12 protein-coding genes and 3 pseudogenes are annotated in these 12294 nt (G+C 36.9%); 10 read left to right on the top strand and 5 right to left on the bottom strand.

Annotated elements, in window-relative coordinates:
• Nucleotides 1-502 precede the first annotated feature (502 nt).
• A complete protein-coding gene (locus ACFIKE_RS06290; RefSeq protein ID WP_375648699.1) occupies nucleotides 503-721 on the bottom strand; it encodes a hypothetical protein in 219 nt (72 codons plus the stop codon).
• Nucleotides 722-1453: 732 nt separating this feature from the next.
• Here ACFIKE_RS06290 and ACFIKE_RS06285 point away from each other — a divergent pair.
• Both ACFIKE_RS06285 and ACFIKE_RS06280 read left to right on the top strand, forming a co-directional pair.
• Nucleotides 1454-2397: pseudogene (locus ACFIKE_RS06285) on the top strand (YopJ/AvrA family T3SS effector serine/threonine acetyltransferase).
• A gap of 392 nt (nucleotides 2398-2789) precedes the next feature.
• A pseudogene (locus ACFIKE_RS06280) lies at nucleotides 2790-3720 on the top strand (YopJ/AvrA family T3SS effector serine/threonine acetyltransferase).
• A gap of 213 nt (nucleotides 3721-3933) precedes the next feature.
• Here the strand turns inward: ACFIKE_RS06280 and ACFIKE_RS06275 are convergent.
• The gene (locus ACFIKE_RS06275) at nucleotides 3934-4110 is read right to left on the bottom strand and encodes a hypothetical protein (RefSeq protein WP_375648697.1); all 177 of its coding nucleotides are present in this window, start codon (nucleotides 4108-4110) and stop codon (nucleotides 3934-3936) included.
• Between the two features lie 366 nt (nucleotides 4111-4476).
• Between ACFIKE_RS06275 and ACFIKE_RS06270 the strand changes: the two genes are divergently transcribed.
• The 4 genes from ACFIKE_RS06270 to ACFIKE_RS06255 are packed head-to-tail and all read left to right on the top strand — an operon-like array spanning nucleotide 4477 to nucleotide 5713.
• Nucleotides 4477-5139 (top strand): lysozyme, encoded by a 663-nt coding sequence (locus ACFIKE_RS06270; protein WP_375648695.1) that lies wholly within the window; start codon nucleotides 4477-4479, stop codon nucleotides 5137-5139.
• Nucleotides 5136-5372, top strand: coding sequence for a hypothetical protein (locus ACFIKE_RS06265; RefSeq protein ID WP_375648693.1), 237 nt, complete (start codon nucleotides 5136-5138; stop codon nucleotides 5370-5372). Before ACFIKE_RS06270 ends, ACFIKE_RS06265 begins: the two co-directional genes overlap by 4 nt.
• Nucleotides 5296-5508 (top strand): hypothetical protein, encoded by a 213-nt coding sequence (locus tag ACFIKE_RS06260; RefSeq protein WP_375648691.1) that lies wholly within the window; start codon nucleotides 5296-5298, stop codon nucleotides 5506-5508. Before ACFIKE_RS06265 ends, ACFIKE_RS06260 begins: the two co-directional genes overlap by 77 nt.
• Nucleotides 5501-5713: a hypothetical protein gene (locus ACFIKE_RS06255; protein WP_375625312.1), complete on the top strand. Its 213-nt coding sequence runs from the start codon at nucleotides 5501-5503 to the stop codon at nucleotides 5711-5713. The genes ACFIKE_RS06260 and ACFIKE_RS06255 overlap by 8 nt, the downstream gene beginning before the upstream one ends.
• 1293 nt (nucleotides 5714-7006) lie before the next feature.
• Here ACFIKE_RS06255 and ACFIKE_RS06250 read toward each other — a convergent pair.
• Both ACFIKE_RS06250 and ACFIKE_RS06245 read right to left on the bottom strand, forming a co-directional pair.
• A complete protein-coding gene (locus ACFIKE_RS06250) occupies nucleotides 7007-7297 on the bottom strand; it encodes a transposase (protein WP_375648690.1) in 291 nt (96 codons plus the stop codon).
• Between the two features lie 144 nt (nucleotides 7298-7441).
• A complete protein-coding gene (locus ACFIKE_RS06245) occupies nucleotides 7442-7546 on the bottom strand; it encodes a transposase (protein ID WP_375648701.1) in 105 nt (34 codons plus the stop codon).
• Nucleotides 7547-7700: 154 nt separating this feature from the next.
• Here ACFIKE_RS06245 and ACFIKE_RS06240 point away from each other — a divergent pair, with 154 nt between their 5' ends.
• The 4 genes from ACFIKE_RS06240 to ACFIKE_RS06225 are packed head-to-tail and all read left to right on the top strand — an operon-like array spanning nucleotide 7701 to nucleotide 11167.
• On the top strand, nucleotides 7701-7931 hold the full coding sequence (locus tag ACFIKE_RS06240; protein ID WP_273755571.1) for a DUF6471 domain-containing protein: 231 nt from the start codon (nucleotides 7701-7703) through the stop codon (nucleotides 7929-7931).
• A gap of 54 nt (nucleotides 7932-7985) precedes the next feature.
• Nucleotides 7986-9104: an adenine-specific methyltransferase EcoRI family protein gene (locus ACFIKE_RS06235; protein ID WP_375648688.1), complete on the top strand. Its 1119-nt coding sequence runs from the start codon at nucleotides 7986-7988 to the stop codon at nucleotides 9102-9104.
• Entirely contained in the window at nucleotides 9104-9997 is an 894-nt protein-coding gene (locus tag ACFIKE_RS06230) for a hypothetical protein (RefSeq protein ID WP_375648686.1), read from the top strand. The genes ACFIKE_RS06235 and ACFIKE_RS06230 overlap by 1 nt, the downstream gene beginning before the upstream one ends.
• 9 nt (nucleotides 9998-10006) lie before the next feature.
• Nucleotides 10007-11167 (top strand): HNH endonuclease family protein, encoded by a 1161-nt coding sequence (locus ACFIKE_RS06225; protein ID WP_375648684.1) that lies wholly within the window; start codon nucleotides 10007-10009, stop codon nucleotides 11165-11167.
• A 782-nt stretch (nucleotides 11168-11949) separates the two neighbouring features.
• Here the strand turns inward: ACFIKE_RS06225 and groEL are convergent.
• Nucleotides 11950-12153, bottom strand: a pseudogene (gene groEL / locus ACFIKE_RS06220) (chaperonin GroEL); the annotation flags it as partial.
• Nucleotides 12154-12294 lie beyond the last annotated feature (141 nt).

Raw genomic sequence — 12294 nt, 5'->3', positions numbered from 1 at the left:
TGCCTCTTTGTAACCAGCTCCTTTATAAAGAGACAATCCTTCTTGAAAAGTTACACTTGAGACCCACTGGACTTGCCCTTTCATAGAATTCATGGGATTGACGAGCTTAAAGCACACAACAAATAAGCTTTAAAATATCCACCACGCCCTTTAAAAAACGCTTCAACCTGTCAAAGAGACTTATCACCACACCTCAAACTATATATCTACCCATGCCTCAAAGGACAATATTTCACGACATGGACAAGATAAATATTTCCCCCTCTTCATACAGCAACCTTCTCCCCATCACCCTCCCCTCCCTATTACACCCCCTCCCCATTACCCCTATTGTAACAAACAGCCCTCATCATACACTTTTCCCCCAATATCGCGATATCCTTAGCTCTTGAGACAATTCATTATCGTCATTGTGCGTCTTTTCTTGTACAATTCTACACAGCTTTCCTGATCTTATGACGAACAAGAGACATGGCTTTGATTGCAGCATAATCTAGATTTCTCATTCAAGATCAATAACGACTAAAACATCATTATAAATCAATATTTTATCATTAAAACACCCCATTGATTTTTTTACAAAATTAAAAGCATCATCCCTTAAACGAAAGAAAAATCCCCCACCAACAATCCCTTCCATCATCAACAACTTATACCGGTAACCATCCACCCACCACGCCACCGCTAATACGACAGCCAGCATAGCCCCAATCGCCAACACAATCGCGACACCTAAGCTTTACCCCCGCAAAACCTTCCAACCATCGCCTTCCCAATTCCATCAATAAAATACCACGGATTTCAAAACCACAATTCTTCCCTCTCCCTTCACCTTTCCCCCTCCTTTATCAAAGGAGAGAATGTTTTTTGCCTCATCAAAAACTTTCCCATTAAAACAACATATTTTGCTGAATAGCCAATGAATGAGCTTTTTTCTGTAGATTTTTTGCCGCAATAAAAAAGGGAAAATAATCGTTTTGCTGTTGACAGAATATGAAAAATCGTATTTAATGATAGGTGCGGTAAGGGATTTTTTGCGCCCAGATTTCATCAGAGAATTTTTGCATTATTATAGGCTGTTATAAAACAGTGTGTTTCGCGACAATGTTTAAAAGTCTCTTGTTTAAAGGTATCTTTCATTTTTTTCTGACTGTTTTCTTCTGCATCATCCAATTTGCATCACCAACAGCCCTATAATTTTGAGATTTTCAAAACAAGCCGTATCCAATAAGGGCTCCCAATAGAACGCTTTAATAAAAGTACCCCAATAAAAATACGGATACAACACATCACAGAAATGATGAGCAATATACGAATAATAATATGAAAACGACCAGGATATGCTTTCATCGCCTCATTTTTCAAGATGCGAAGGCTTTTTTTCAAAACATTGTTTAGCCAGAATTGAAGAACATAATGTCATCCATTGATTATCAATATGGAAGCTAATATTATGAAGCCACAAGATTCTTCTCTCCCTTATTCCTCACAAACACAAGGAAGGGCAAATGCACCAGAAGGGGCGCGTGCAACTGCATCATTAGACAATCTTGCTGCACATTCAGAACAACAAAGCAGCGAAAAAGAAGGAAATGTCCCGTTCAATCATGAGGAATTAAAAAATATCATTGCTCGTTTAGAAGAAGACATCTCAACGGATCGTTGGTTTACAACTGATTATGCAAGCATAGATCTTAAACTGATGCCAGCCTTAGTGGAACAAGCAAATCGTAAATATCCTGAAATGCGCCTTCAATTGGTAGCGTCATCTCACGACTTTGCCCTTGCACTAAAAGAAGCCATCGAAAACGGCATTCAATCTTCTAGATTTATCATTCACACAAAGGATAGAGGAATTCATTTTTCAGTGATTGATCATCAAACCATCGATGACAAAACGTCCGTGATATTTTTTGAACCTACAACACTTAACAATATGAGATCAGCAGTCTAGCATTAAGGACACAACTGGCCCTTAAAGCGCATGAATTGTCTAACTGTTCTTTTGCCATGGCAGAAATGGACATTCAGCGAAGCTCTTCTGAATGTGGAATGTTCAGCTTAAGCCTTGCCAAAAAGCTTTATTCGGAAGCTCAAAAATTAGAACGACTGCACAAAGATAATATTAAGGGTGTGTTATGTGAACCAGATACGCCTTTATCTGCTGAAAAGTTAGATACATATCTTCCAACCACTTTTTATAAACACGTGCAAGGAAGAAGACGTCTTGGGGAATATCTAAAAGCCAATCCGGATGCGGAACATGAAACAGTAAACAAAAAAGGCGAAACTCTGAGAGAGAGATTTGAAAGAAGCTTAAGTTCAGCAGAAGGAAAAACTGTTTCTGTTTCACAACATAGAAAAAGAGCGACGGAATACAAATCTCTGATGATGTAAGATGTAATGAGTGTTTTAGCCATATCCGTATTCCACATCCACAAAGAATGAAGCTCTGCGGGTTTACGGTAGGATATAAATGCTATTAGCAAATCTTCTTTTCCCTTTGAAAGAAGTAACAATGCAAAAAGTGAGCAATTACCTCTTCAAACAAAAGGCAAAACAATAATATTCTATTAAAAGTAGCCCATTTTAAAGCCCGTATTTTAAAACTTTGAACAAACATAAAACACGCAAGTTTTGAAAAGACCTGCCCGCACTTTCTTATAAAGCAGCTGAAAAATGATTTTTTCCTTAATCTTCAAGAGATAAAGGTTCTTTTTCAAAACATTATTTGGTCAAAATATAAAAAATAATATTGCCTCCCGATTATAACCACGGAGGTTCATATTATGAAGCCACAAGATTCAAAAGATACTGCCGCTCATGCCTCACAAATAGCAGAAAGTAACATCGAAAATGAATCCTTAGAAAGCCTTATTGCCCGTTTAGAACAACTCAACGCTCCTCAAAAAGAAGAGAGCACCTTGAGTCAGGAAAAGTTGAAAGCTATTATTACAGACTTAGAAGATGATCTCGTCACCGGCCGTTGGATTAACTCTTATTATGAAAACATAGATATTAGATTGATGCCGGCTCTCGTAGAAAAAGCAAACAGCAAATATCCAGCAATGAATCTCAAATTGGCTCTTACAGCAGAAGAGTTTTCACACGCACTAAAAGAAGTCGTTGAGAGCGACGCAAAATCTGCTCGATTTATAGTAAATTCGGGAAGCAAAATCCACTTTGCAGTCCTTGATTATCAAAAAGTTGATGACAAAATCTCTTTGATTATGCTTGAACCTACAACATTTCAGAATATCACTGCTTACAAACTAGGGATAAAAATAAATCAAACCCTTCAATGTCTTCAACTGCCTCCTTATTCTTTTACCACGGCAGAAATGGATATTCAGCGAAGCTCTTCTGAATGTGGAATATTCAGCTTAAGCCTCGCCAAAAAGCTTCATCTTGAATCTGATAAATTAGCAAGATTGCACAAAGATAATGTTAAGGGTGTATTATGTGAACAAAATTCATCTTTATCTGCTGAAAAGTTAGATTCCTATCTTCCCATCAGTTTATACAAACATGCGCAAGGAAGAAAACGTCTAGAACAATATTTAAAAGCCAATCCGGATGCTGAACATGAAACAGTAAACAAAAAAGGTGAAACTCTGAGAGAGAGATTTGAAAAAAACTTAAGAACAACAGAAGGAAAAACTGTTTCTGTTTCCTCCCACCCAAAAAAGGCTCACTGAATACAAATCTTTGATGATGTAATTGAGGTTTTTTCCATATCCATAAAGAACGAGGCTCTGCTGCTTGACGGTGGGGTATAAATTGCTGTTAGCAAATCTTTTTTTCCGTTTGTAAGCAATTAAAGAGTTAAACAGCAAGCAACGTGACCTCTTAAAGACAAAAAGCTGAATACATAAAATATTTTAGGATTTTGGATGTTAAGTAAAAGCACCCGCCTCCTCCTGTAGCTTTTTTCTAAGAGTTGTCCACTTTTATCTCAAGCGCCTCCACATCAGTACCACTTGCCAAAACAACCGCAAACAGCCACTCTCTGTCCCCCACAATCACACCATCCGTTCTCCCCATCTCTCCCCCCTCACAACCACCGCCAAAACAACCGCAATCACCAACACCAATGCTAACACAAATCATTGTGCAACCCTCCAACCCCTGCCGCGCCAACAATGCCTTCTAAGAATTCCATTCACCAACATATATGTCACCCCTCCAACCTCACTTCTCATGCCACCGCTAACACAACCGTAATGCCACCGTAATGCCATTGCGTACATCAACAGCACCAAGTCTCAAAACCAACAACATCTCTCAACGGAAAACACCAGCCCAACCATTATCCCACTTGGACAACCATGACCTCATTCCCTTAAGATGCTACAACTAACCTTTTGATTTCATTAAATTTTCACGTCTTGTCTGTTTTTGCAGAGTGAAAAATTTCACTTTTAATGTGTCGACCAGCCTCACGTTAACGTGAAGCTTTATTTTATGGAGAAGCAAATGAGAAAAATATCATCAGCAGGGCTTGCACTCATTAAACAATGGGAAGGATTGCGTTTGAACGCCTATAAAGATGCCATCGGGGTGTGGACAATCGGCTATGGACATATCAGCGCTGCTGGAAAACCGTTCGTTCACAAGGGCATGATCATTACTGAAAAACAAGCAGAAGAAGTTCTTTTTCAAGATTTAAGACAATTTGAAAACACCGTTGAAAAAAATGTGACAGTTTCCTTAACGGATGAACAATTCGCCGCGCTCGTATCGTTTTGCTATAATATAGGAACATCAGCTTTTTGTAATTCGACCCTGCTCAAAAAACTCAATAACGGCGAATATGAAGCCGTCCCTTCTGAATTACAAAAGTGGACCAAAGCAGGAGGAAAACGTCTTCACGGTTTAGTGCACCGTCGTGCAGCCGAAGCAGGACTATGGGCAAAAGGTGCTTATGTTTCTCCCAACTACCAAACCGTAGAAACGCAAGCACCAATGGGATTTTTCAAAGCAGAAGCGCTTACACCGATTATTGGTTCTTTTTCTGGACTTGGAGGCTTATTGGCAGGCAATGGTCCCATCCAATGGGCATTGGCAGCCATTATGGTTTTAGCCGCCTGTGCAGGCATCTTCTTTGTGGCAAAACGGTTTCGGGAGCAGCGCTTATGATGTGGTGGATGAAAAAAAATCTGATGATAACAGGAGCGGCTCTGACCGCTTTTTTTATCGCTTTAGCAAAAGCTTTCACTCTTGGAAAAAAGATTGAACAACAAAAGCAAATAGAAAAAACACTAAAGTCATCAACAACACGGCTAGAGGTGGAAAATGAAATTAATCAAAAAAGTGATCCTGATGTACGCGCTGCTCTTACTCACTGGTTGCGCGATAAAAACAATAAATGAGCCTTTTTCTTGCGTTGGTTGGATGCCCATTTATTTAGACAAAAAAGATCTCGATATCATCAGCTCAAATCTCGCAAGAGATATTTTAAAGCATAACAAACAAGGGGAAGGCTTGTGTGGGTGGAAACATGGCTAGAAAAAAAACAGAAAAACAAACAGAGCTTACAGAAAAGGAAAAAGAAATCCTACAAGAAATCATCACAACTTATAAAAGTGTAAAAATGATGTCACGTTATACGAAGTGGATTATATTTATCATTTTCCTATTAGCGCTTGATTTCTCACGTATCATAGATGCGTTAGCAAGTATTTTTACACAAAAATCGAATATTCAGCTCTAAAATAAATAAAAAACATGAGACGTGTTAAATCTTTTTTTAAATAAAAAGCCATTCGTTATTTTTTGAAAACACGGAGATTTTATTGATGATTTTTCACGTCTCATGGGAAATTTTTACACACTCTTCAAAAACGCTTTCATGAAATGAATTTAGGAGCATGAAGAGAGATTTTTAACAAACGCGTGAGTCAACAACTTTACTAACATAAGAAAAGGATCATACCAACGCACATTTTCTAAAATAACCTATTGATACTAAAAAATATTTTATACTCTTCACAAATCCCATCGGGAAGATACCATCGCGAAAAAATTTAAAAATATTTAGAGATATTTTTTTAATAATTGCATAAGTAAACAACGCAAAAAGTATTAACTTGCCTAAAATCCCCTTATCTTTACACTTTAAAAAAAAGAGCAATCAGACACCTCCCTACGCATAAATCCCCAATATTTATACCGCCTCTGTTTATAAAAACTCTGTTTATAAAAAAACTGACTATTTGAAAATATTCATGAGAGGCATTTTTATTTTCTTTCAGTATTTCACCCTAGCTCTCTCCACTTGTGAGGTATAAGAAAACGATTGCGATTGTTTCAACATAAGAAAGAATTGAAATGAAAAAATCCACCGCAATAAAAATCTCTTATTCAACATACAAAACAATGAATAATTCTGATCAATAAAAGCGTTGCTCCATTAAAATTTTTGCCATTAAAATCCATTAAAAACGTGAAACAACACGACGACTGTCATTGTTTGCAAGATTTGCAAGAATGCAATGCTCTTGAAAACCGTAAAACCACATCACATTGATTTATAATTATCATTAAGCACTCTTCAACTTGAATTAAAGCCCTGCATATCGCAGGATTTTCTCATTTCCCAACCTGTTTCCTTTTAAAATAATCCAAACTATGTCGCTTGCACATTACAGTGTAGGAGTCAAAACTATACACGCAAGGCATGCCTCACCGTCTCACGGACCAAAGGCTTGTCACAACATTGAGAGCTGGAAAAGTATATGATAACATTAGCGTATTCTTTTATGAAGCGTAAAGGTGATCGTGCCCTATGGTTATGCACTTCATGGGAACTTTGCCCTTATACCATTCACGAGTCCATTGCGAAATCGTCCATTGCGAAATCAGTGTGACAAGCAAGATGTCTCTTAAAAACACGTCAATATGCAAAAATATATATTTGGAGACAAATATATTTGCGGCTTTTCTATTTTACGTGAGAGATTTCACCCAATGCCACGAAACTATATGTCATTTTAGCCCCTGCGAGTTATAGATTGGCTAGGATTTCGTCTGTGGTGTAGCGATTACGCATAACGATGATACAACGCTTATTGGGGTTCTTATTGACCTTTAAACGTCTATCAACCCTATCAATCTTTTTATTTTCCTCACACACACTTGAGTGGACGTAGGTATCGTCCATGTGGATTTCACCATTTAGCGGAAACAAATCTTTTTGGGCTTGGAGTGATTCACGGATTTTATGAGCTAGGACAACAGCAGTTTTGTACTGAACATCTAGGTCACGAGATAGCTGTAGGGCTAATATACCTTTCACCACATTGACGTAGATGACACAGGCAAAAAAATCGTCCGTAATGGCAAATTTATGGTGAGCAAAGATAGTGCTTGATGTTACACTAAAGCAATGCTTACATTGCCATTGTTTACGACTGGCAATGTAATAGGCTTTATGTCGTACTTAGCATTTCGGGCAAACCACGATTTCTGTACTACCCCAGCGCAATTCACACAGCATAGCATAGCACTCGTCATTACTTAACCGAGCAATGGCTAGTGACGACATACTGCGAGCATGGGCTGTTAGTAAAAAGAGTTTTGTCATAATTTAAGCCTGTTAATCATCGTTTGTGATGATTATACACCTTATAACAAATTTTGACAATAGATTTATAATCGTTTATAATGATTATATGTTTTAAATAGTGAGAAAATACGACATGAAACACTCAAAGAGCAATGAATGGCGAAATAAAGCCAAGGGCATTGTTAAAGCGGAAATTGTCCTTAGAAACCTTAGCTATGCTGATGTGGCAGAAAAGTTAAAAGACTTAGGTATTGAGGAAACCCCACAAAACCTTAGCAATAAGATTTCTCGTGGAGCTTTTGGGGCGGACTTTATGTTGCAGGTTTTAACTGCAATTGGGTGCAATAAAATTCGTTTGATTTAATAACATTTTTTATAAACGATAGTTTTGAGTTTGTCTTATTGAGAAGGTTTTAATATGTTTAATAATGATGCACATCTTGAAAGTAAAAATAGTGGCTTATCTAAAGCCAAAAGTGCCAAAAAGGATGAATTTTACACGCAATACAACGATATTGAAAAGGAAATGCAAGCCTACCTTGACTATGACGCTAACGTTTTTCGAGGTAAGATTGTCTTTTTACCATGTGACGACCCCGATTGGAGTAACTTTACCAAGTATTTCGCTCAAAACTTTGAACGATTTGGCTTGAAAAAACTCATTAGCACCAGTTACGCACATACCAGTAAAGATTTACAAGCTGATTATCAGCCGTCTTTATTTGAAACTCAAAGCCCGAATTATGACAAAGATAAATCGGTAAAACAGGGTAAAATATTCATCCTTGATAAAGACAATAACCATGACGGCAAAGTCGATATTAAGGATTTGCAATGGCATTACCTTAATGGCACAGGGGATTTTAAAACAGATGAAATCAAAGCCTTGCGAGATGAAGCGGATATAATTATCACCAATCCACCCTTTTCGCTATTTCGTGAGTTTTTGGCATGGATAGTGGAAGCAGATAAACAATTTTCCATTATTGGAAATATGAACGCCATTACCTGTAAAGACATATTTTCACTCATTAAAAATAATGAAGCATGGCTAGGTGCGACCATTAATAGTGGTGATAGAGAGTTTAGAGTGCCTGAAAGCTACCCACTTGAAGCGGCAGGATTTAGAATTGATGACGAGGGGAATAAATATATTCGTGTAAAAGGCGTTCGTTGGTTTACAAATATCGACCATGGCAGACGACATCAACCCTTGCAACTGATGACAATGGCAGAAAATCTTAAATTTAATAAGAAAATTCAAGGAAAAAATGCTTATCAAAAATACGATAATTACAACGCCATTGAGGTACCCGTAACGATCGCCACACCAAGCGATTATAAAGGTATTATGGGTGTCCCTATTAGCTTTTTAGACAAACACAACCCTCAACAATTTAAAATTATTGGTATGGATTTAGATGTCAAAAATGGATTATTAAGTGATTTAGCTGTTGCTGATTGGAATGGTAAGTTAGACCGTGCTTACATTAAGGGTAACCGAATGTACTCACGAATCCTCATACAAGCAGAATAATGAAAGTGCCTAATATGTATATTGAATATATAGATTATAATGATAGGCAAATGCTATTTGACAATAACCACATGACCCGATGTGATTATTTCAAGAATCTACCATTTAGAATACAGCGTATTGTGCTTACACCTGATAATCAAAACACTCAAAATATCGTTGAGATTGCAAAAAAGCGTTTAAGCAATATAAATTTTAATTCAGCCAATTCGTCAGGTGATACGAGAAATTTAAGAGAAATTCAGTTAAAAGGTTTGTGTGGTCTTATCATTGAGCAATTGTGCTTTACTATGCTTAATCACTACAATACAAGTAAAAATGTTTCTATACAAATAGATAGTTCAAACAATTCTATCAATCAAGTTGATATAAAGATTATAAAAAGATGGAAAGACCAATCAGACATTGAACATCAAGCCGTAAAAACAGTAGAAATACGTTCCTCTTTTCCATTTAAGCCGATAGCAGAGGCTATAATAAAAGATTTTGATATATTAGGTACTTATACTAACCATGTTAAAACTATAGAGATGGATAAAGATTTCTATTTGCGTTTTCTTTTTAGCCTTGATTACAGTAACGGGCAGTACGTTAAAAATAACAAAGTCGGTATAGATTATAGTGCTACTACAGTTAATTTTTTAAGTGAACAGTATTTCGATGATAATTTATTTTTGAAACGAGATTTGGTTGTCTATTTTGTCGGTGGGGCTACCAAAGAAATGATGCTTGATGATACGATATCATATTATGGCTCTATGCAGTCAAATAATTTCAATAAGTCTAGCACCGCAAAATATCGAAAATTAAAAATTAAAAATGCTCTTGATTGTATTTCTATAATTCAACTAATGTTAAATGTTGTCGCTGATGAAGCATCTAACGGGAAATAAGAATAATTTATGAAAACCACGCTTAAGACCTATACCATTGCCGATATCTGTCATGGATTCACCTACAACGAATTTGAAGGCAAAGGCTTATTTGGCTTATCTGGCAAACTTACCATTCAACCTGAATACCAACGCAATTATATCTATGCTGATGGTAAACGTGATGTTGCCGTTATCGAATCTATCCTAAAGGGCTACCCATTGGGTTTGTTGTATTTTAACCAAACAGGGGATGGTATCTATGAGGTTTTAGACGGACAGCAACGCATTACCAGTATCGGGCGATTTGTTACCAATAAATTTGCCATCATGGATAACAATAAGACCCCGCAATATTTCAACTCACTATCACCTGAACAACAAGATTTGATTAATAAAACCAATCTTTTAGTATATGTGTGTGACGGTGAGGAAATCGAAATTAAAAACTGGTTTAAAACCATCAACATTGCAGGCGTACCACTCAATGAACAAGAATTATTAAATGCTGTCTATTCAGGCAAATTTGTAACCCTAGCAAAAGCCGAATTTAGCAACAGCCAAAACGCCAATATTAACAAATGGGCGAGTTATGTGCGAGGATCAGCTTTACGCCAAGACTTTTTAGCCACCGCCCTTGAATGGGTCAGCCGTAACAATGTAGGCGACTACATGAGCCGTCACCGTCATGATGACAACATTAGCGAACTAAAAACCTATTTTAATACCGTAATTGACTGGGTATCAGGGATTTTTACTACTGTTGAGAAAGAAATGCAGGGGTTAGAATGGGGACGACTATATGAAACCTACAAATCCAAGCCTTACAATCCGCAAACCATTAGTGAGCAAGTAAAAACCCTATATGCAGACCCTTATGTCAAAGACCGTAAAGGAACTTTTGAATATGTGCTAGGTGGTATGATGGATAAAAAATTACTTAATGTAAGAGTATTTGATGAAGCTACCAAAAAATCAACCTATGCCAAACAAACCGCCAATGCCGAAGTGAATGGTATTTCAAACTGCCCGCTATGTGCAATCAGTGACAATGTCAATAAAAATAAAATTTGGAAACTTGCCGACATGGATGCAGACCATGTGACCGCTTGGAGTAAAGGGGGTTCAACCGACAAGGCTAATTGTGAAATGTTATGCAAAACTCATAATAGAGCTAAGGGTAATAAATAACACAAATCACTAATAAACATTGGTTTTGTGCAAGTGCTACATAATGACGAAATTTCACAAAAAAAAGATATGCAAGCAACAAAAGTTTGAGGCATCATCTTCATTATTTAATAAGATATTACTATAAATACCTTTAAAAGTCATAAAGCAAAAAGATGATGACAAGATGCGTGCTTATATACCTTTACATTCTTTCTCAATGAGGCTGTCTTTCTATTGCAGAGATTAACCAAACAGAGATATGCTTGTCCCAATATACAAAAACCCTTTAAAAGAGCAAATCCTGAATTTTTTTTCATACAAAAGCTTGAAATACCAGCATCTTATTCATAAAAAAACAAACCAGCCCCAGCATGCTCTGTCTAACTTTCTCTCTTCAACTTTCAATGGGTACAAACTCTTGCGTTAGTTCATAAAAACCATTCGCCCTTCTAAAGCGCAAACACAGGATTTTTTTAATGGTGCATGCATAAACTTAAAATGAAAAAATAGAACTGTATAAGAAAGAAATGACTATAAATCAAAAAGTTGTATTTTTATCAATAAAATATTTTCAAAGAAAACCACGATCCCCGCACAATAAAAACATCTCATAAATGCAAGAGAAAAAGTCATGAATAAAGAGAGAGATCTATTCACAATAGCGATACATCAACCAATGAAAAATAAAAAATGCTATAAGATCACTGTCGTAAAAGGGATAACTGTACGAAACGTGAAAAAGCATTAAAAAAAACGGGCACAGAAGGCCCGTTTCTTTATTACTTCTATGGAATAAGAGCTTAGAAATCCATTCCGCCCATTCCACCCATTCCGCCACCTAAGCATTGGAGGCATTGGTGTATCTTTCTTTGGAACTTCAGCAACCATTGCTTCTGTTGTAATTAGAAGGCTAGCAATTGAAGCCGCATTCTGGAGAGCAGAACGCAAAAACTTTCACTGGATCAACAATTCTTGAAAGCAATCAAATCACCAAATTCACCGGTTGCAAAACGTGAAAAAGCATTAAAAAAAACGGGCACAGAAGGCCCGTTTCTTTATTACTTCTATGGAATAAGAGCTTAGAAATCCATTCCGCCCATTCCACCCATTCCGCCACCAGGCATTGGAGGCATTGGTGTATCTTT

It is taken from the genome of Bartonella sp. MU70NMGDW, from assembly GCF_042194085.1.
Lineage (GTDB): Bacteria > Pseudomonadota > Alphaproteobacteria > Rhizobiales > Rhizobiaceae > Bartonella > Bartonella grahamii.
Note: the sequence above shows the minus strand (reverse complement) of the source record. Positions and strands in the feature narration are given on the sequence as shown.

What these genes read in the sequence shown, in the direction of transcription:
- ACFIKE_RS06235 (WP_375648688.1), top strand. Translation starts at nt 7,986, where the DNA reads ATGTTTAATAATGATGCACATCTTGAAAGTAAAAATAGTGGCTTATCT.
- ACFIKE_RS06230 (WP_375648686.1), top strand. Translation starts at nt 9,104, where the DNA reads ATGAAAGTGCCTAATATGTATATTGAATATATAGATTATAATGATAGG.
- ACFIKE_RS06270 (WP_375648695.1), top strand. Translation starts at nt 4,477, where the DNA reads ATGAGAAAAATATCATCAGCAGGGCTTGCACTCATTAAACAATGGGAA.
- ACFIKE_RS06265 (WP_375648693.1), top strand. Translation starts at nt 5,136, where the DNA reads ATGATGTGGTGGATGAAAAAAAATCTGATGATAACAGGAGCGGCTCTG.
- ACFIKE_RS06260 (WP_375648691.1), top strand. Translation starts at nt 5,296, where the DNA reads ATGAAATTAATCAAAAAAGTGATCCTGATGTACGCGCTGCTCTTACTC.
- ACFIKE_RS06275 (WP_375648697.1), bottom strand. Translation starts at nt 4,110, where the DNA reads ATGATTTGTGTTAGCATTGGTGTTGGTGATTGCGGTTGTTTTGGCGGT.
- ACFIKE_RS06255 (WP_375625312.1), top strand. Translation starts at nt 5,501, where the DNA reads ATGGCTAGAAAAAAAACAGAAAAACAAACAGAGCTTACAGAAAAGGAA.
- ACFIKE_RS06225 (WP_375648684.1), top strand. Translation starts at nt 10,007, where the DNA reads ATGAAAACCACGCTTAAGACCTATACCATTGCCGATATCTGTCATGGA.
- ACFIKE_RS06240 (WP_273755571.1), top strand. Translation starts at nt 7,701, where the DNA reads ATGAAACACTCAAAGAGCAATGAATGGCGAAATAAAGCCAAGGGCATT.
- ACFIKE_RS06245 (WP_375648701.1), bottom strand. Translation starts at nt 7,546, where the DNA reads ATGTCGTCACTAGCCATTGCTCGGTTAAGTAATGACGAGTGCTATGCT.